Origin of the sequence: Acinetobacter sp. NIPH 284, from assembly GCF_000369425.1 — a bacterium.
Lineage (GTDB): Bacteria > Pseudomonadota > Gammaproteobacteria > Pseudomonadales > Moraxellaceae > Acinetobacter.
Window position 1 is genome coordinate 397,060 of record NZ_KB850009.1, and the last position, 18,023, is coordinate 415,082.

Below are 18,023 nucleotides of genomic sequence, written 5' to 3' on the forward strand. Positions count from 1 at the left end.
CTTTTAGGGAGTTTTCTTTCAGGTTGGTTTATTTACCTGTTTTTTCTTTAATAAATGCACGTGCTTGGCGAATTTTTTCTTTTACTGGTTTTGGCACTTTCGGTGGAATCAATTTAGCTGCTTGGTTAAACCAAACTAACAAGCTGAAGTCACCTTCCATTTTAATGCTGCCATCTTGCATACCTGTCATGAATGCAGTTGGATCACCCTTCACCAAAGTTTTTACGCCTTGCTCACTTGAAGCAAATTGCAAAATAAAATCAGCTTTTTCAGGACTACCCGCAACCGTATCAATTTTGCCACGGTTCACAATAATCTGGCGTGCCAAACCTAAATCTGTACCAATTTGAATACGAAATTCACGATCATGAACCAATTCAATAAACTTTGGGCTTGTACGTGCCAATTGCTTCATACGTAACGCCAAACCTGCCACTAATAGATCAAGTGGATCAGTGCTTACATCAACGATCGGTAACTGAATCACAGGTAAAGAAGAAAGCTTCATGACATTTATGCCTACAGTATAATGATGAAAATTAAGACAACCGTATCCTAGCACAATTGTCGATAGGTCTGTAAAAGCTTTGTTGCAGAAAGTTAGCACAAAAAAGGCATGCTGAGCATGCCTTTGATGTAGTTCAAATTATTATAAATTATCGGCTAGAACATTGTTGTTGGTCATCCTTATAGACTGGCGTATGTTCAATATACTGACGTTTCGCCAATTGCTTTTGTGTTTGTTTGTCTTCACGTAAAAGTATGAATGTAACCGTTACCATCGCAAGGCTTAAGGCTGTCAAATAACTATAGGCGACCGACATTTCGAACATGGTTTGCATACCAAAGCGCACCGCTTCTAATAATCCCCAACTCAACATACCCGCTAGCATAAAGCCTAACCAACGACGATAAGGAGAAAAGAAAACAGCAATAACTGCGACAGCGATTAAGCCAAATCCAACCCACATGGTGAAATTCGCTGCTTCCATAGAAACCTCCGTCTTTAAAAAGTGGTTTGGATCGTGTCCAAACCTCATATTTGTTCTGTAATCTCTAAACAATATTCGGTGTTGCATTAACGTCTTTATGCATTATGGAGGGTTTTTTATAGAAAAAAAGAGCTTGAAATTAACCATACGACACAAGGTGTCGCAATATGCTTTTGTCATTACATTTTTTAAAATTACAAAAGTCTCAAAGTGCTATATAGCATCAATTACGGCGTGTCATTACAAAAAAATATCGATCTTTTTAATCATTCAGAAACTTTTTTCAGAATTTTTTTATCGTTGTTTTTCTATACATTTAGACATAAATATGACGGAATTGTGACGTATTTAAAATAAAAAATGCCGCTTGAAAAACGGCATTGGATAAAGCTTAAACAATTTGGGCATTTTTAGAACAATCCGTCTTTAAGCACGGTTCAGGTCCTTGTCATGCATTCCTAGCAAGTACAAGACACCATCCAGACCGACACTTGAAATTGCCTGATTGGCATTTTGACGCACCAGTGGTTTAGCGCGGAACGCCACGCCTAAACCTGCGATTGATAGCATTGGTAGATCATTAGCACCATCACCAACAGCCATCGCCTGCTCTAATGAGATTCCCATTTTGTCTGCCAATTGACGCAATAATTCAGCCTTACGTGCGCCATCCACGATCGCACCTTTGACTTCACCTGTCACCAACCCGTCTTGTACATCTAAAATATTGGCATGTACCTCATCAATACCGAGCTTTGCTTGTAAATATTCAGCAAAATACTGGAAACCACCCGATAAGATTGCCGTTTTATATCCCAATGCTTTCAGAGTTGAGATTAAACGTTCCGCCCCTTCCGTCACGGTTAAACGTTCTGCAATTTTAGGTAATACAGAAGCATCCAAGCCTTTTAATAATGCAACACGTGCACGAAAACTTTGTTGGAAATCGAGTTCACCTTGCATGGCACGCTCAGTAATTTCAGCGACCTGTTCACCGACACCTGCTTCTAGCGCCAATTCATCAATCACCTCTTGTTCAATCAAGGTTGAGTCCATATCGAAACAAACCAAACGACGATTACGACGGTAAGCATTATCTTCTTGTACCGCCACATCAATATTCAGCTCACCTGACAAACTCAAACATGCAGCTCGCATCGCTTGTGCATCCAACATTTGTCCACTTAAACCAAACTGAACACAGGCACGACGTGGAAATTGGCTTTCTCCATCGAGATCTAAACGACCAGATAAGCGTGTTACTGTTTCAATATTGAAGCCCTGACTCGATACAATTTTAGTGACTGCCTGCAAATGCGCAGCGGTAAGCTCTGGTGCAAGTGCCGTCACGATATAACGGGTACGCCCACCTTCACTCACCCATTGATCATATTCTGCGTTGGAGATTGGTTTAAATCGCACAGTTAAGCCAATATCATGTGCTAAAATCAAAATCTCTTTCATTGCTAATGCTGTTGCAGTCTCATTATCCGAAGCAACAACAATTCCTAAAGTGAGTTGATTATGGATAACAGCCTGACCCACATCGAGTATTTGCAAAGAATGCACGGAAAGTACCTGCATTAATCGAGTAAACTGATTCGGTTGATCTGGTCCTAAAAAGGATATAAGAATGATTTCACGCATGAATTGACTCGTGTTTGAGCGACAACTATTGTATGTAAGAATCATAACATAACCTGACCTGAATCTATTTGACTCTTATTTATCTTGGAAGTTTAACTTGAATGCGCCACGCCAAGGGCTATTTGCTAGCCTGCTGATCGTAAGTTTTGCACTGCATACCTTTTTACTGGTGATTGCAACGACACATCAACTCAATGAAAACCGCACCAGTCAGGGACAACTGATGACCAGTCAGCTTGTGGCAGATAGCCTTTCAGAACTGGAACCTGCCAACACGGTCTCATTGGCACTGGTGGCCAACCGTTATGCAACCAACCCAAGTGTCGCATCCATTCGTATCCTCGATGCCAATAAACAAGTCCTTGCAACCAGTGGTATGGCAAAGACGCGTCAAGGTGAAGTCTTTGTTCGAGATGCACTACAAAATGAAAAGAAAGTTGGAACGGTTGAAATTACGCTTATCCAACCAAGTATTGGTGAAATCTTACGCACGCAGTGGCTGGCGATTTTGGCATCTTTATTTATTCATGGGTTGATCTGGTTGGCGTATCGTGCCATTGCACGTCCAACCCGTAGTGAATATTTAGCTCGTATTAACCAAGAAAATCATCTTAAACATGAAATTCAACGTTTAACTCAGGCTCTCGCACTTGAGAAGCAAAATACAGTCACGTTAGTTGCACAAGCACAGCAACAGGCAAAAGCTCAACCAAAATCACGTATTGAAAAAGCTTCAACAACAGATCAACAAGTCAATTTAGATCATCAAACCGTCGCACTGAATATCCAGTTTTATGATCCAAAACAACTGTTGAGCAGTGTCAACCAATCCGTTTCTGTGCCTTATTTTAAACTCTGTCAATTATTCTTGGATAAAAGCATTGATCTCTGTGCGAAGCATTACCAACTCGACGCTGCACAAATGAACGTCGTTCAAGAATTTAATGCTGAAGGCGCAACCTTGTCGACGACATCAGAACATCCCCATGCATTAGAATGTCTGATGATGATTGGTGCTGTTTTCCAGTTATTGGCAGATGTTTTATATAAGCGTTATCGTGAAGATAAACGTTTTGCACTACAAACACGCGGTGCTGTTGCTAGTGCTGTAGACGCGATGCAATTAGATGCGATTGAGGCAGCCAAGCGCTTAACTCAACACTTACAAGCCAAGGAAGCAGCTTTACACCTCAATCATGAGCAACTCAAAACGGTTCAAAACAGTTATGAATTAGTTGTGATGCCCAATCCGAGTAGTATTATGACTCGTCATGCCTTTATGATTAATGGCATGAATGAGCAATGTGCCACCGTGGCACAAAACCTGCGCACTGAAATTTTGATGGGTAAAAAAGTAAAAGCTTCGACTGAATCTTAGCTCGATCGAATGTATCGGTTCAAATTCAAAATGCAACGCTCCCTTACAGGGCTATAAATGCTCATTAGGATAAAGCGTTGCTTTATTATTTGCTTGATTCACTTTTTTAATTGATAAAGAAGCACAGGCGAAATTTATTAAAATACGGTAAACTACACCAGATTTATCGAATACTAGTGCCCTAAAAGGCAGCATAAAAGGTGAAAGCGAATGCCGCTGAGTCGTGTTGAAGAGCTTGTCGCAGATATTCGTGCAGGCAAAATGGTCATCCTGATGGATGATGAAGATCGTGAAAATGAAGGTGACTTGGTCATCGCTGCAACGCATGTTCGCCCTGAAGATATTAACTTCATGATTACGCATGCGCGCGGCCTAGTTTGCCTAACTTTGAGTCGTGATCGCTGTAAACAGCTTAATTTACCGCTAATGGTAGATCAAAACGGTGCACAACATGCCACTAACTTCACGCTGTCAATTGAAGCAGCCGAAGGAATCAGTACGGGTATCTCCGCTGCTGAACGCGCGCATACAATTCGCACCGCAGTTGCAGCACATGCTAAACCAAGCGATATCGTTCAACCTGGTCATATTTTCCCATTGATGGCTCAACCAGGCGGTGTATTGCACCGTGCAGGTCATACGGAAGCAGGGTGCGACCTCACCCGTTTAGCAGGTCTAGAGCCTGCCTCTGTTATCTGTGAAATTATTAATGAAGACGGTACCATGGCACGCCGTCCAGACTTAGAAGTTTTTGCAGAAAAACATGGTTTAAAAATCGGTACAATTGCGGATCTGATCCATTACCGCATGACCAATGAACAAACTGTTGAACGTTTGTCTCAAGAAACCATTGATACTGAATACGGTACATTTGAACTGTATAAATATCGTGAAATTGGTAATCCAGATATCCATTTAGCTTTGGTAAAAGGCGAACCAAAACAAGGCATCACCACTGTTCGTGTACATGGTTTTAATCCTGTTCGCGACTTATTAAAATTAAATAAGGCCGATGGTTCGGCAGCGTGGAATCTTGATCTTGCAATGAAAACGATTGCTGCAAGTGACCGTGGTGTATTGGTTTGGATTGGACAAGATCACTTGGAAGATTTAGGTCATGCCATTCATCACCTGAATCAGCCAAAGCCATTGAAATCCAATGCTGCCCTTTCCCAGCAATATCAAACAATTGGTGTCGGTGCACAAATTTTACGTGATCTTGGTGTTGAGAAAATGAAGTTGTTGAGTTCTCCACTTCGTTTCAATGCTTTATCAGGATTTCATTTAGAGGTAGTGGAATATATCACTGCCGATCAAATCACAGCAAAATAATCGAGGTTGCTATGGCAATTCGCCGAATTGAAGGTTTATTACATCTCGCAAGCGAAGGTCGTTATGCGATCTTAGTAGGACGTTTCAACAGCTTCGTAGTTGAACATTTACTTGAAGGCGCGATCGACACTTTAAAACGTCATGGCGTTTCAGAAGATGCGATTACTGTTATTCACGCACCAGGTGCGTGGGAACTTCCTATCGTTGCAAAAAAATTAGCGGCTTCAAACAAATTTGATGCCATCATTGCACTCGGTGCAGTGATCCGTGGTAGTACACCACATTTTGATTTTGTTGCAGGTGAATGTGCGAAAGGTTTAGGTGTAGTTGCACTTGAAAGCACAATGCCTGTGATCAATGGTGTCTTAACGACAGACAGCATTGAACAGGCAATCGAACGTTCAGGTACGAAAGCAGGAAACAAAGGTAGCGAAGCTGCATTGACTGCAATCGAAATGGTTAACTTATTAAAGGCAATTTAAAGCATGTCGCAAACACTTCAGGCCGCTTATGCAGCGAAACGCAAAGCACGTCGTTTTGCTGTACAAGGGATTTATGAATGGCAAATGAGTCATAACCCTGTCCATGAAATTGAAGCACGTACCCGTGTTGAAAATGCAATGCACAAAGTTGACCTTAACTATTACCATGAATTGCTCACTCAAGTGGTTGCTCAACATGAAGCTTTAGATGAGTTACTCATCCCTGTACTTGATCGTGAGTTAACTGCACTAGATGGTGTAGAACTTGCAACCTTACGACTTGGTGCTTATGAATTACGAGATCATCTCGAAGTTCCATACCGCGTTGTACTTGATGAAGCAATTGAGCTAGCAAAACACTTTGGTGGTGCAGACAGCCATAAATACATCAATGGTGTATTAGACCGTCTTTCATCAAAGCTTCGTGAAGCTGAAAAACAACAAGCAAAATAATAGGCTTGATGTTGCATGGCTGAGTTTTCAATTATTGAGCGGTACTTTAAACGTACATCAAAATCTGATGTCAGTTTAGGTATCGGTGATGACTCAGCCATTGTTACCCCTCCTCCCTCACAACAACTCGTGATCTGTGCAGATACATTGGTTGCTGGTCGACATTTTCCCTTAGATACCTCTGCCCATGCCATTGGCTGGAAAAGTGTCGCGGTCAATTTATCTGATCTCGCCGCAATGGGTGCAAAACCCCATAGTATTTTACTCGCACTCAGCCTCCCTACCGTTGATCATGACTGGTTGGCTGGATTTAGTCAGGGTCTTTTTGATTGTTGCGATCAATTTGGTGTTAGCCTAATCGGTGGCGATACTACTCAAAGTACCCAACTGACCATCACGGTCACGGCACTGGGCTGGATTGAACAAGGTCAAGCCATCACGCGTGCTGGTGCACAAGTCGGCGACTATGTCTGTATTAGTGGACAGATTGGTGATGCCGCGTTTGGATTAAAACACTTAGGACATCCTCTACAACAACGCTTAGATTATCCAACACCTCGTTGTAATTTGGGGCAACAGCTAAAAGGTTTAGCCTCAAGTATGATTGATGTCTCAGATGGACTCGCACAAGATTTAGGACATATTCTGAACGCCTCAAAAGTAGGTGCAACATTACAGCTTGAGCAACTTCCGATAGATCAGTCACTAAAAGAATTAGATTTGAGACAAGCTTGGCATTATGCGCTTGCAGGTGGTGATGATTACGAATTATGTTTTACAATATCACCTCAAAATTTTGAAAAACTGTCGCGACAACAATTAGATGTTCCGCTTACAATAATTGGCAAAATTACCCAACAAACTGGATTGTTATTTGAGTATATGGGTGAAAATTACCCACTACAAATTCATGGATACCAACATTTTGCATAAGCCTCCCATTCACTTCAAACAGATGACTTGGTTCGATCGCTGCATCGTTTTCTGCGGGGTTGGATTTGGTTCTGGCCTAGCGCCCAAAGCGCCTGGAACATTCGGTTCAGCCTTTGCCCTGCTGTTTGTGCCATTGTGGCTACAATTAGGTTTCTATGGCAGCTTGATTGCCATTCTGATCATGTCTTTGGTGGGCATATACATCTGTGGGCAAACAGCGAAAGTCATTCATGTACACGATGATGGTCGAATTGTGTGGGATGAATTTGCAGGACAATCTATTACGCTCCTACCCTTGCTCTATCTACAGCAATTAAATTGGTTATGGGTCATTGTCGGTTTTATTTTTTTCCGTATATTTGACATCTGGAAACCATTTCCGATTAGTTGGGCAGACCAAAAAGTTACTGGTGGTCTAGGGATTATGCTTGATGACATCATTGCAGGTCTTTGGGCTGCGCTTTGTATTTTTATTATTCTTTTTTATTTTTTGACTTAAGCCATTGAATTAGAGTTAGTTATGTCAACAACTGTTATTATTCTTGCAGCGGGGAAAGGAACGCGAATGCGTTCACAACTACCAAAAGTATTACAACCACTTGCAGGCCGCCCCCTCCTCGGTCACGTCATTCAAACGGCGAAAAAATTACATGCCCAAAATATTATTACGATTTATGGTCATGGTGGTGAACTCGTTAAGCAAAGCTTTGCTGCTGAACAAATAGAGTGGGTTGAACAAGCAGAACAGTTAGGAACAGGTCATGCTGTTCAAATGACTCTCCCTGTATTACCTCAAGATGGTATTTCTTTGATTTTATATGGGGATGTTCCTCTGGTTCGTCAAAGCACGCTTGAGCAGTTGCTTGAAGCTTCTAGCCAATCTGGTATTGGTATGATCACCCTAAATGTTGAAAATCCAACAGGCTATGGTCGTATCGTTCGTCAAGCAAATAAGATTCAAGCGATTGTTGAGCATAAAGATGCCAATGACGAACAGCGTCTAATACAAGAAATCAACACGGGTATTTATTGTGTAAGTAATGCCAAATTACATCAATGGTTGCCAAAACTTTCGAATAACAATGTTCAAGGTGAATATTACCTTACGGATATCGTGGCAATGGCCGTTGCGGATGGCTTAGAAATTGCTTCAATTCAACCTGAGCTTGAATTTGAAGTTGAAGGTGTGAATGACCGCCTACAACTTGCAACTTTGGAACGTCAATTTCAGCAACAACAAGCAAAAGAATTAATGCAACAAGGCGTACATTTAATTGATCCAAATCGTTTTGACCTACGTGGAACTGTGAAATGTGGTCAAGATGTACAAATTGATATCAATGTCATTATTGAAGGTGATTGCGAATTAGGTGACAACGTTCAACTTGGCGCAGGCTGTATTTTAAAAAATACTCGTATTGCGGCAGGCACTAAAGTTCAAGCCTATAGCATTTTTGAAAATGCGATCGTTGGAGAAAACACTCAAATCGGTCCTTTCGCCCGTCTTCGTCCAGGTGCAAATCTTGCGAATGATGTGCATATTGGCAACTTCGTCGAAGTTAAAAATTCTAATATTGGTGTAGGCTCTAAAGCCAATCACTTTACTTATCTAGGTGATGCAGATATAGGTGCTGATTGTAATATTGGTGCAGGCACAATCACTTGTAATTATGATGGCGCAAATAAACATCGTACTGTGATTGAAGACAATGTATTTATTGGTACCAATAACTCATTGGTTGCACCAATTAAAATTGCTCAAGGTGCAACCACAGGTGCAGGCTCAACTTTAACTCGAGATGTGGCAGAGCATAGTTTAGCTGTCGAACGATCAAAACAGTTTGAAAAAGCAAATTATCAGCGCCCCCAAAAGCTGAAAAAATAAGAGGATAAAATTATGTGTGGTATTGTTGGAGGCGTTGCTCAGCGTTGTGTAACTGATATTTTGATCGAAGGACTTAAGCGTCTTGAGTATCGTGGTTATGACTCTGCTGGTTTAGCATTACTCAATAATCAAAAAATTCTACGTGAGCGTCGCGTAGGGAAAGTTGCCAATCTTGCCGAAGCTGTTTCAGAACAACATTTAACGGGTCATATCGGAATTGCACACACACGTTGGGCAACTCATGGTAAACCAACTGAAAATAATGCACATCCACACGTTTCTGGAAATGTCGCTGTCGTACATAACGGTATTATTGAAAATTACCAAGAATTAAAAGACGATCTACAAGCCTTAGGTTATGTATTTACCTCTCAAACAGATACCGAAGTTGTTGCTCATCTTGTCAACGATGCTTTAAAGCAAACTGATAGCTTACTTGAAGCTGTACAAAAAGTTATTCCTCGCCTAAAAGGCGCTTTTGCACTGGGTATTGTGCATACCGAACACCCTGATGAACTGATCACTGTGCGCGAAGGTTCACCATTGGTGATCGGTGTAGGTATTGGCGAGAACTTTATTAGTTCAGACCAATTGGCTTTATTACCTGTTACTAATCGCTTCGTTTATTTGGAAGAAGGCGATATTGCCCGCTTAACCCGTAACAGCATTGAAGTATTTGTTGATGGTGAACGCGTTGAACGTCCAATCAAAGAACTGGATGCAACCGTCAGCAATGCATCAAAAGGCGAATATAAGCATTTCATGCTCAAAGAAATTTATGAGCAACCAGAAGCGATTCAACAAACGATTTCACAAGCATTAAATGGCAATAATTTGCGTGAAGATTTTCTTCAACATGCCAATGCGGATTTTGACAAAATTCAGCAAGTACAAATCATTGCCTGCGGTACTAGCTACCATGCAGGTATGATTGCAAAATACTGGTTCGAGCAATTGATTGGTGTACCTTGCCAAGTTGAGATTGCCAGTGAATTCCGTTATCGCACGCCTGTCATTGTTGCTCATACACTGTATATCTGTATTTCTCAGTCTGGAGAAACTGCGGATACGTTGGCTGCATTACGCGAAACACAAAAACGCGCTCAAGCTCAGAACATCGACATTAGTACCATGACCATTTGTAACGTTGCCACTTCATCAATGGTTCGCGAAACAGATCATCATTTACTCACGCTTGCAGGTCCTGAAATCGGCGTTGCATCAACCAAAGCCTTTACCACTCAACTTGCAGCATTGATGTTGTTGATCTTAAAAATTGGTCAAGTTAAACAACGTCTTGCAGATGCTCAATTGAAGGAAATTACAGAAGCGCTATGGCATTGCCCGAAAGTAATTTTAGATACTTTACAAGGCAATACTGAAATTCTGCGTCTATCAGCACTCTTCGTTGAGAAAAACCACTGCTTGTTCTTAGGACGTGGCACACACTTCCCTATCGCTCTAGAAGGCGCATTGAAACTGAAAGAAATTTCATACATTCATGCTGAAGGATATGCGGCTGGCGAATTAAAGCATGGTCCATTGGCTTTAGTAGACAATGAGATGCCAGTCGTGATCTTGGCTCCACAAGATGAAATGCTCGATAAGTTAAAATCGAATATGGAAGAAGTTCAAGCTCGTGGTGGAGAACTATTTGTTTTTGCTGATGAAAACAGTGGTATTCATGGTAAAGATCGCCAACATGTCGTTCATGTTCCAGCTGTCAATGAATGGTTAGCACCAATTGTGTACAGTATTCCTGTGCAATTGCTCTCGTATCATGTGGCTGTATTACGTGGTACCGACGTTGACCAACCACGTAACCTTGCCAAGAGCGTAACAGTCGAATAATTACAAAATAAAAAAAGGAGGGTTATGTATGAGAGCAATAAAGTATCATCCTAAGTAATATAGTTTCATCTTAGGTAATAAAGTATCATCTCATATTGATCAAAATGCACTTTAGAGATGTAGGTACTATCGTATAGCAAATATTAAAGGATGAAACTTTATTACTTCTACTTTTTGAAATACGAGAAGAATTTATAATGTAGGATGAAACTTTATTTTTCTTAAGAATCTTGCTAAAAGCCTAAAATCAATAACTTGTATTGATTTTAGGATGATACTTTATTACTCAACCACAGGTTAGCCCTCCTTTTTTATTGCCATTGATGATCAGATTTAAGCCACATACCGACTGCTTTTATGATTCAAAAGAATAATTGAATTTAAAATAACAGCCCCTAAAATTGAAATTAGAATCAATTTCCAATCTACGAAAAACAACGAAACTAATAAGATGGTAACATCAATTCCCATCTGCACTTTACCTGCTGGAATGTTAAAGCGTTCTTGTAAATATAGAACCAAGAGGTTGATTCCTCCTAAGCTTGAACGATGGCGAAATAAAATCAGAAAGCTTACCCCCATCAACACATTCGCAAAAATCGCAGCATAAATTGGATTTACACTAGATAAATGAAAAAAATGAGGAATAATTTCAGTAAAACCAGCTAATAATCCAACGGCAATAAATGTCTTGACGACCAATGCCATGCCCATTTTTTTATAAGCAAAATAATAAAATGGAATATTGATCAGGAAAAATAAGATGCCAAACTTCAGGTCGGTAATATAGTGGATCAACAACGATAAGCCCGCTGTACCACCTGTCATAATCCCTGCTTGCTGCAATAAATTCATGGCAAACGATAGAATGAATGTACCAATTAACATGGCCAATCCATCTTCAATCTTAGAGTGTTGGTCAATCACGGGCATGACTGGACTGACCAAAGATATATTCTGATCGGTATTCATAAGGATAGAACTCAATAGGAGAACAACAGCAGGGAGAAAGATCTTTCAAAGAAAGACATGGTATATTTGATCATTTTTATTAAAATTTCGCAATTTATTCTTATATTTTCACCATAAATGCAATTTATACTCAAAATATCCTTTTTTGAATAATCTTTATGCAACAACGTCGAATGCTTCAGTTTGAATGGTATTCATCTAAGAGAAAGATTTTTTACTTAATCGCGATCCCATTTTCTTTTAATTTTTCCAACACAATCGATGTATTTAAATTACTGACGCCAAAGTTACTAGATGACAAAATCCCAATCAATTTGACCATTTCATCTAAATTTTTCACTGCAACCTTCAGTGCAAAATCATAACTTCCTGTGAGTTTATGAATATCTTTCACCGCAGGTTCATTTAAAAGAAAGTCAACAAAGCGATCGTGTGTCGCATCATTGTAGTTTTGCAATTTCACTTCAATAATACCCATGATCGGTGTCGGATCTGCGCTTAATGCGATTTGCGCATAGTAACCCGTAATAATTTTATTTTGTTCAAGCTGAATACGACGACGTGAACATTGAGAAGTTGATAATCCCACCAATTCTGCTAATTCTTGATTAGCTAATCTTCCATTCATTTGTAAATAATGAATAATTTTCTGATCAAAATCATCAAGTTCAGCTGACATAAAACGCTCAATTCTGTCTGAAGTTAGAGTTTAACTGATATTGATTTATCAGTTTTATAAGTTTAACGCCTTTGGATCAAGCGGCTCAAGCTTATGACAAAATTGTAGTCGATTGAATACGCTCAATCCCTTGCTCTAACATTCTTTGCCATGCGCTTTGTAGTGAACCATCCAAATCAATCGCTTTACAGGCATCTTCAATCACATAAGTTTTAAAGCCCATCTGTGCAGCATCTAAGGCGGTCCACGCCACGCAAAAGTCTGTGGCAATCCCTACGATATATACTGTATCAATTTGATGTTCTGTTAAATAACCCTTTAAACCTGTTGGAGTTTTACGATCTGCTTCCATAAAAGCAGAATAACTATCAATATCTGGATGAAAGCCTTTACGAATTATCAGTTGTGCAGTTGGAACATCCAAATCAGGATGAAATTCCGCATCGTGAGTGCCTTGAACACAATGTTTCGGCCATAACACTTGGGTACCATATGGCAATTCAATAGTTTCAAACGGTACTTTATTGTCGTGATTATCTGCAAAAGAAATATGTTGCTCAGGATGCCAGTCCTGTGTCAGCACGATATGCTCAAACTTTTTTGCAAGTTGATTAATAATCGGAATAATTTGATCTGCTTTTGCAACGGCCAAATTCCCCCCAGGAGTAAATCCATTTTGGACATCAACAACAATTAATGCGACATGATGAGTTTGTGTCTGCATAGCATGCTCCAGTTTTAAGCTTGTATTTTTACAATACCCTGCTGATTATGTTCTGGCTACTCATGTTTTCACTTTTACAAAAGATGAAAACGATTCAAGATAAAGATGAATTAAAGTTTTCCACAGTTTGACTAAAGCATATTGTTCTTATGCCTCCGATCAGTCATAATTTGCGTAATTGTCATTCAACCCGATCGAATTGTTGGATGACCAATCAAAATACTGCAACCATCCAATATTTCGTTTCAACTAATTCAATCTCGGATGGGAAAATAGGATAGTTTTTTAAAATGACTCAGCTAGCACAGAATATTCAAGGCTCAATTGTCGCAATCGTCACCCCTATGTTTGAAGATGGCAGCGTAGATTGGAAGAGTCTTGAGAAGCTCGTTGAGTGGCATATTCAACAAGGTACACATAGTATTGTTGCGGTCGGCACGACGGGCGAAGCGTCTACATTAAGCATGGAAGAACACACACAAGTCATCAAAGAAGTGATTCGTGTAGCCAACAAACGTATTCCAATTATCGCAGGCACAGGTGCAAATTCAACGCGTGAAGCGATTGAATTGACTAAAGCTGCAAAAGAATTAGGTGCTGATGCGGCCTTACTCGTTACGCCATATTATAATAAACCAACACAAGAAGGCCTATATCAACACTACAAAGCAATTGCTGAAGCCGTTGATATTCCACAAATTCTTTATAATGTACCAGGTCGTACTGGTGTCGATATGCAAAACGAAACCGTTATTCGTCTTGCTGATGTTAAAAACATTATTGGTATTAAAGATGCAACAGGCGATGTACCACGTGGTCAAGCCCTCATCGAAGGTTTAAATAATAAAATCGCTGTTTATTCAGGTGATGATGAAACTGCTTGGGAACTGATTTTACTGGGTGCAAAAGGTAATATCTCTGTAACAGCCAATGTTGCACCAAAGCAAATGAGCGAAATTTGTGAAGCTGCGTTAGCTGGAGATAAAGCAAAAGCACAAAGCTTGAATCAACAAATTGCAAATCTACACAATATTTTGTTTTGCGAATCAAACCCAATTCCTGTGAAATGGGCATTGCATGAGATGGGCTCAATTGGTACAGGTATTCGCCTACCATTAACCGCTCTAGCACAACAATATCGTGAACCGCTCCGCACAGATTTAAAAGCTGCGGGAATTATTTAATACGAGCAATTTATGATGCAATTACGTCTTGGTGTTGTCCTAGTCATTTCAGCTTTAAGTTTGGCTGGTTGTGGTCGTTTTGCCCTCAATAATCATTCTTTAGATTATAAAAAAGCACAAGCACTTGAACCACTCAAATTTCCTGAGGGCATAACGGCAAGACCATTTACGCCATTGTATCCAGCGCCTACGGTTGATCCACTTGCAATTGAGCATGCACCAAAGCTTGAAAATGAAAGTGGCAACCGCTATGCATTGCCTCGTCCAAAAGCGATGCAAAATTCAGCCGATAATACTTCAGCAACCGCTTCAACAGTGGGTCGTCCACAGCTTGTCACTGATGGGAATAAAAACCCATTACTCAAAGTTGATGGCCCGACAGCAAGTGCATGGCAATATACTTTTGCAACCTTGAGCAGCCTCAACTACAAAGTTATTTCACAAGCAGAAAATGGCTATGAAGCAACGATTAAAGTAGGTGATCAAAATTACCTACTTAAATTATCGGCTGTAGGCTCAAGCAATACAGTTGCGCTATTCAAACTTGATACAACATTTGCAGACCCTGCCGTTGCAGCTGAAGTGTTAACCCAGATTTACCAAAATTGGCCAGCCTAGTCGTTTACTAGGCATACTTTTTCAAAAGGTTCCCCCATGTTAAAACAAACCTTGCTCTATACTGGTAAAGCAAAATCTGTATATGAAACAGATAATGCTGATCACCTGATTTTAGTCTTTCGTGATGATGCATCAGCATTCAATGGCGAAAAAATCGAGCAACTAGATCGTAAAGGCAAGGTGAACAACCGTTTTAATGCCTTCATCATGGAAAAGTTGGCTGAAGCGGGTATCGAAACTCATTTTGAAAAGTTACTTTCTCCAACAGAAGTGCTTGTGAAGAAATTACAAATGATCCCTGTTGAATGTGTTATTCGTAACTACGCAGCAGGTTCATTATGCCGCCGTTTAGGTGTTGAAGAAGGTAAAGAGTTAACACCACCAACATTTGAATTGTTCTTCAAAGATGATGCGCTTGGCGACCCAATGGTCAATGAATCTCAAGCAATTGCTTTAGGTTGGGCAACAGCACCTCAACTTGAAAAAATGAAAGAACTGACTTACCAAGTGAATGATGTACTGAAAGCATTATTCGATGCAGGTAATATGATTCTTGTTGATTTCAAACTTGAATTCGGTGTATTCCACGATCGTATCGTATTGGGTGATGAATTCTCTCCAGACGGTTGCCGTTTATGGGATAAAGACACCAAGAAAAAATTAGACAAAGACCGTTTCCGCCAAGGTTTAGGTGGTGTGGTTGAGGCTTATGAAGAAGTTGCTGCACGTTTAGGCATTAACTTAGATAATATCTAAGCCTTAAGCTGCCGTTCTTAATAAAAACCAGCCTGATTAGGCTGGTTTTTTATTGGTTTATCTAATTTCCCAGTTTCTGATAAATCAGATTCCCTTAAGTTATCGTGCCCTTATGTTCATCTTCAAAATATTGATAAGCTGCCCAATCCGTCATAGATTTTAAAGCCATATAGGGACTCACGCACTCATCTGCACCTAATACATAATTACTGCGTGTCACTCGATTTACAGTTGCATCTAACATCATCAAACTATTCGGCGACACAACTGGTGCATCATGATGCTCTGTAAAAATAAGCTGTTTCTTCAAAGCACTTGCAGTCGGTGAAATACGTGCTGCTCTCGCCTCACCTAAGGTTTGTTGACGATGCCAATCCCCCCCAATAGAACGTATGCAATGAGAAGAAAGATGGAATAATATCCAAGGCTTTCAGTTGATCCAGTTGATCGTCACGAATCGTTTGAGGACGAAATGAATACTGTGAAATTAAAATATCTTTGTAAGGCTACTAGAGACTTTAATTGCAATATCATCCACATAGCGACTATAGGGAGTAGCTAAAACAATACTTATCATCACTGTAAACAAACTCGCCCACAGACCCGCTACCCAATACGAAAAACCCAATTGAATATGAAATAGATTAAAACAAGGAATTGTTAAAGCATAAATCACAGCAAGATGAATTAAATAAATAGAAAATGAGATCTTGCCTAAGAAAACTAAAAATGGTGAATCAAAAAATTGTGCTAACCATTTGCCTTTTAATACCGCATACACGATACAAAAACCGCCAATAAAATTCAGATAATCGTAGGTTTGCTCACCTAAAAATTGAGCAAAAATCCGATAACTCAGACTTTCATTATGCGCACCACAGAAATATAGCCCCAGCGTGAATAGCAACACAGATAGCCCTGTTGCTAATTCTGATGCATATAGAAGTAAACCCATACCTAAAATAAAACTCAGGATACCGAGTAATACTGTTTGTGAAATCGTATAGGCTGTCGCAATACTCAACAGCAAGAACAGACCTGCAAGCATCGGTCGTTTGCTATAAAAATAACTGGCGAAATAAATTACCAATGAACCGAGCAGCTCAATCTGCATCGTCCACAACACCCAGTTATAGCTTGAGTCCCCAAATAAAAACGCTCCGATACTGCCCTCATACAAAGCTATACTTAATTTTGGATAAGGATTTGCCAAAGCGGCCCCCCATTCAGAAACATGCGAAACATCAACAGGAAGGAAACACACGAGGTAGGCAATAATACAAGAGATAAACGCGGGAATAGCCAAACGTGGATAGCGTTTCAGCAATGACTTTTTTAATCGCTCAGTGGCATTGGGCTTGTTTAAGTTGGACAGGCTCAGTACATAGCCGCTCAGGACAAAGAACACAAAAACTGCGCCTGTTCCTGAATAGAAAAATGCCAGTGGTGAGTTATGCAACAGGGCGAAAAAATTATATTGCGGAACCGCACTTTCTCCAAAATTATGCAGTTGTGGAAAGAATGTCAGCGACAGGTGCGACAACACCACTGCAAGGCAGGCCAGACCCCGAATACTTTCCGCAGCATTAATTTTTTGGGTGGACATTGATGGAACTTTATCATCCGTGATATGCCGCGATAATGCGATCTTTTATATGAAGTGTCTAGTAGCCTCTTACAAAAATATAGTGACTATAAAGCACTTAAATAATAATTCCGCTATACACTTAAACTAAGTTGATGATTTCACTCGAGTCGAATACCAACATAAGATCGACCCAATACACACCATAAAAGCACCATACCAAAAAGAAATCGTCAGTGGCGTACTGAGTAAGATTGCAGAGCAAAAAGCTGAGAATACAGGAATGAAATACGAAGCACCTGCCAACAACGTGACATTGCCATGCAAAATCCCGACATTCCATGCAGCATAACCAAAGCCCATAGCGGCAGCGGCAAAAAGTAAGGACGTGGAAGATGACCAATCAAAATCAAATGCGCCGCCACCGACTGCACCAAAATGCGAACTGACATCCTTGATCAAAGCAACGATCATGCTCCAAAGGAAGATCGCAAGCAATCCAACGAATGTGGCTTTTTTTGAGTTCATGTTGAAATAAATCGAATATAAAAC

Annotated in this window: 18 protein-coding genes and 2 pseudogenes; 11 read left to right on the forward strand and 9 right to left on the reverse strand. The window is 40.2% G+C overall.

The window, feature by feature from the left end:
* Nucleotides 1–28: 28 nt before the first annotated feature.
* From F908_RS02785 to serB, 3 genes are all read right to left on the reverse strand, one after another.
* On the reverse strand, nucleotides 29–508 hold the full coding sequence (locus F908_RS02785) for a hypothetical protein (protein ID WP_004659770.1): 480 nt from the start codon (nucleotides 506–508) through the stop codon (nucleotides 29–31).
* A gap of 148 nt (nucleotides 509–656) precedes the next feature.
* Nucleotides 657–992, reverse strand: coding sequence for a ciprofloxacin tolerance protein AciT (gene aciT / locus F908_RS02790; protein WP_005157022.1), 336 nt, complete (start codon nucleotides 990–992; stop codon nucleotides 657–659).
* Nucleotides 993–1,418: 426 nt separating this feature from the next.
* Nucleotides 1,419–2,639, reverse strand: a complete 1,221-nt coding sequence (gene serB / locus F908_RS02795; protein WP_005157023.1) for a phosphoserine phosphatase SerB — start codon at nucleotides 2,637–2,639, stop codon at nucleotides 1,419–1,421.
* 97 nt (nucleotides 2,640–2,736) lie between these two features.
* Between serB and F908_RS02800 the strand changes: the two genes are divergently transcribed.
* From F908_RS02800 to glmS, 8 genes are all read left to right on the forward strand, one after another.
* On the forward strand, nucleotides 2,737–4,017 hold the full coding sequence (locus tag F908_RS02800; RefSeq protein WP_005157031.1) for a hypothetical protein: 1,281 nt from the start codon (nucleotides 2,737–2,739) through the stop codon (nucleotides 4,015–4,017).
* Nucleotides 4,018–4,227: 210 nt separating this feature from the next.
* Nucleotides 4,228–5,349 carry a bifunctional 3,4-dihydroxy-2-butanone-4-phosphate synthase/GTP cyclohydrolase II gene (gene ribBA / locus F908_RS02805; RefSeq protein WP_005157033.1) on the forward strand — a complete coding sequence of 374 codons (1,122 nt, stop codon included), beginning with the start codon at nucleotides 4,228–4,230 and terminating at the stop codon, nucleotides 5,347–5,349.
* A gap of 11 nt (nucleotides 5,350–5,360) precedes the next feature.
* Nucleotides 5,361–5,831 (forward strand): 6,7-dimethyl-8-ribityllumazine synthase, encoded by a 471-nt coding sequence (gene ribE / locus F908_RS02810; protein WP_004659764.1) that lies wholly within the window; start codon nucleotides 5,361–5,363, stop codon nucleotides 5,829–5,831.
* Nucleotides 5,832–5,834: 3 nt separating this feature from the next.
* Nucleotides 5,835–6,284: a transcription antitermination factor NusB gene (gene nusB / locus F908_RS02815; protein WP_004659763.1), complete on the forward strand. Its 450-nt coding sequence runs from the start codon at nucleotides 5,835–5,837 to the stop codon at nucleotides 6,282–6,284.
* A gap of 15 nt (nucleotides 6,285–6,299) precedes the next feature.
* Entirely contained in the window at nucleotides 6,300–7,217 is a 918-nt protein-coding gene (thiL, locus tag F908_RS02820; protein ID WP_005157036.1) for a thiamine-phosphate kinase, read from the forward strand.
* Nucleotides 7,195–7,716, forward strand: a complete 522-nt coding sequence (locus F908_RS02825) for a phosphatidylglycerophosphatase A family protein (RefSeq protein WP_005157038.1) — start codon at nucleotides 7,195–7,197, stop codon at nucleotides 7,714–7,716. The genes thiL and F908_RS02825 overlap by 23 nt, the downstream gene beginning before the upstream one ends.
* Nucleotides 7,717–7,737: 21 nt before the next feature.
* The gene (gene glmU, locus F908_RS02830) at nucleotides 7,738–9,102 is read left to right on the forward strand and encodes a bifunctional UDP-N-acetylglucosamine diphosphorylase/glucosamine-1-phosphate N-acetyltransferase GlmU (protein ID WP_005157040.1); all 1,365 of its coding nucleotides are present in this window, start codon (nucleotides 7,738–7,740) and stop codon (nucleotides 9,100–9,102) included.
* A gap of 12 nt (nucleotides 9,103–9,114) precedes the next feature.
* Entirely contained in the window at nucleotides 9,115–10,953 is a 1,839-nt protein-coding gene (glmS, locus tag F908_RS02835) for a glutamine--fructose-6-phosphate transaminase (isomerizing) (protein WP_005157041.1), read from the forward strand.
* A 333-nt stretch (nucleotides 10,954–11,286) separates the two neighbouring features.
* Here glmS and F908_RS02840 read toward each other — a convergent pair whose 3' ends face one another.
* The 3 genes from F908_RS02840 to pncA all read right to left on the reverse strand — a co-directional run bounded on the left by F908_RS02840 (nucleotide 11,287) and on the right by pncA (nucleotide 13,328).
* A complete protein-coding gene (locus F908_RS02840) occupies nucleotides 11,287–11,925 on the reverse strand; it encodes a YitT family protein (protein ID WP_005157043.1) in 639 nt (212 codons plus the stop codon).
* Between the two features lie 214 nt (nucleotides 11,926–12,139).
* Entirely contained in the window at nucleotides 12,140–12,604 is a 465-nt protein-coding gene (locus F908_RS02845) for an Lrp/AsnC family transcriptional regulator (RefSeq protein WP_005157045.1), read from the reverse strand.
* Nucleotides 12,605–12,695: 91 nt separating this feature from the next.
* Nucleotides 12,696–13,328, reverse strand: a complete 633-nt coding sequence (pncA, locus tag F908_RS02850) for a bifunctional nicotinamidase/pyrazinamidase (protein ID WP_005157046.1) — start codon at nucleotides 13,326–13,328, stop codon at nucleotides 12,696–12,698.
* Nucleotides 13,329–13,618: 290 nt separating this feature from the next.
* On the opposite strand from pncA, the gene dapA reads away from it, so the two are divergent.
* Genes dapA through purC form a run of 3 tightly spaced genes read left to right on the forward strand, consistent with a single transcriptional unit; the run spans nucleotide 13,619 to nucleotide 15,886 of the window.
* Nucleotides 13,619–14,512, forward strand: a complete 894-nt coding sequence (dapA, locus tag F908_RS02855; RefSeq protein ID WP_005157049.1) for a 4-hydroxy-tetrahydrodipicolinate synthase — start codon at nucleotides 13,619–13,621, stop codon at nucleotides 14,510–14,512.
* Between the two features lie 15 nt (nucleotides 14,513–14,527).
* Nucleotides 14,528–15,130, forward strand: coding sequence for a hypothetical protein (locus F908_RS02860; RefSeq protein ID WP_034602567.1), 603 nt, complete (start codon nucleotides 14,528–14,530; stop codon nucleotides 15,128–15,130).
* A 36-nt stretch (nucleotides 15,131–15,166) separates the two neighbouring features.
* The gene (purC, locus tag F908_RS02865; RefSeq protein ID WP_004659747.1) at nucleotides 15,167–15,886 is read left to right on the forward strand and encodes a phosphoribosylaminoimidazolesuccinocarboxamide synthase; all 720 of its coding nucleotides are present in this window, start codon (nucleotides 15,167–15,169) and stop codon (nucleotides 15,884–15,886) included.
* A 97-nt stretch (nucleotides 15,887–15,983) separates the two neighbouring features.
* Here purC and F908_RS15360 read toward each other — a convergent pair.
* The 3 genes and pseudogenes from F908_RS15360 to F908_RS02880 all read right to left on the reverse strand — a co-directional run.
* Nucleotides 15,984–16,350, reverse strand: a pseudogene (locus tag F908_RS15360) (amidohydrolase family protein); the annotation flags it as partial.
* Nucleotides 16,351–16,373: 23 nt separating this feature from the next.
* The gene (locus F908_RS02875; protein ID WP_005157052.1) at nucleotides 16,374–17,492 is read right to left on the reverse strand and encodes an acyltransferase family protein; all 1,119 of its coding nucleotides are present in this window, start codon (nucleotides 17,490–17,492) and stop codon (nucleotides 16,374–16,376) included.
* 126 nt (nucleotides 17,493–17,618) lie between these two features.
* Nucleotides 17,619–18,023 (reverse strand): annotated as a pseudogene (locus F908_RS02880) (EamA family transporter); the annotation flags it as partial.

What these genes read in the sequence shown, in the direction of transcription:
- F908_RS02785 (WP_004659770.1), bottom strand. Translation starts at nt 508, where the DNA reads ATGAAGCTTTCTTCTTTACCTGTGATTCAGTTACCGATCGTTGATGTA.
- aciT (WP_005157022.1), bottom strand. Translation starts at nt 992, where the DNA reads ATGGAAGCAGCGAATTTCACCATGTGGGTTGGATTTGGCTTAATCGCT.
- serB (WP_005157023.1), bottom strand. Translation starts at nt 2,639, where the DNA reads ATGCGTGAAATCATTCTTATATCCTTTTTAGGACCAGATCAACCGAAT.
- ribBA (WP_005157033.1), top strand. Translation starts at nt 4,228, where the DNA reads ATGCCGCTGAGTCGTGTTGAAGAGCTTGTCGCAGATATTCGTGCAGGC.
- ribE (WP_004659764.1), top strand. Translation starts at nt 5,361, where the DNA reads ATGGCAATTCGCCGAATTGAAGGTTTATTACATCTCGCAAGCGAAGGT.
- nusB (WP_004659763.1), top strand. Translation starts at nt 5,835, where the DNA reads ATGTCGCAAACACTTCAGGCCGCTTATGCAGCGAAACGCAAAGCACGT.
- thiL (WP_005157036.1), top strand. Translation starts at nt 6,300, where the DNA reads ATGGCTGAGTTTTCAATTATTGAGCGGTACTTTAAACGTACATCAAAA.
- F908_RS02825 (WP_005157038.1), top strand. Translation starts at nt 7,195, where the DNA reads ATGGATACCAACATTTTGCATAAGCCTCCCATTCACTTCAAACAGATG.
- glmU (WP_005157040.1), top strand. Translation starts at nt 7,738, where the DNA reads ATGTCAACAACTGTTATTATTCTTGCAGCGGGGAAAGGAACGCGAATG.
- glmS (WP_005157041.1), top strand. Translation starts at nt 9,115, where the DNA reads ATGTGTGGTATTGTTGGAGGCGTTGCTCAGCGTTGTGTAACTGATATT.
- F908_RS02840 (WP_005157043.1), bottom strand. Translation starts at nt 11,925, where the DNA reads ATGAATACCGATCAGAATATATCTTTGGTCAGTCCAGTCATGCCCGTG.
- F908_RS02845 (WP_005157045.1), bottom strand. Translation starts at nt 12,604, where the DNA reads ATGTCAGCTGAACTTGATGATTTTGATCAGAAAATTATTCATTATTTA.
- pncA (WP_005157046.1), bottom strand. Translation starts at nt 13,328, where the DNA reads ATGCAGACACAAACTCATCATGTCGCATTAATTGTTGTTGATGTCCAA.
- dapA (WP_005157049.1), top strand. Translation starts at nt 13,619, where the DNA reads ATGACTCAGCTAGCACAGAATATTCAAGGCTCAATTGTCGCAATCGTC.
- F908_RS02860 (WP_034602567.1), top strand. Translation starts at nt 14,528, where the DNA reads ATGCAATTACGTCTTGGTGTTGTCCTAGTCATTTCAGCTTTAAGTTTG.
- purC (WP_004659747.1), top strand. Translation starts at nt 15,167, where the DNA reads ATGTTAAAACAAACCTTGCTCTATACTGGTAAAGCAAAATCTGTATAT.
- F908_RS02875 (WP_005157052.1), bottom strand. Translation starts at nt 17,492, where the DNA reads ATGTCCACCCAAAAAATTAATGCTGCGGAAAGTATTCGGGGTCTGGCC.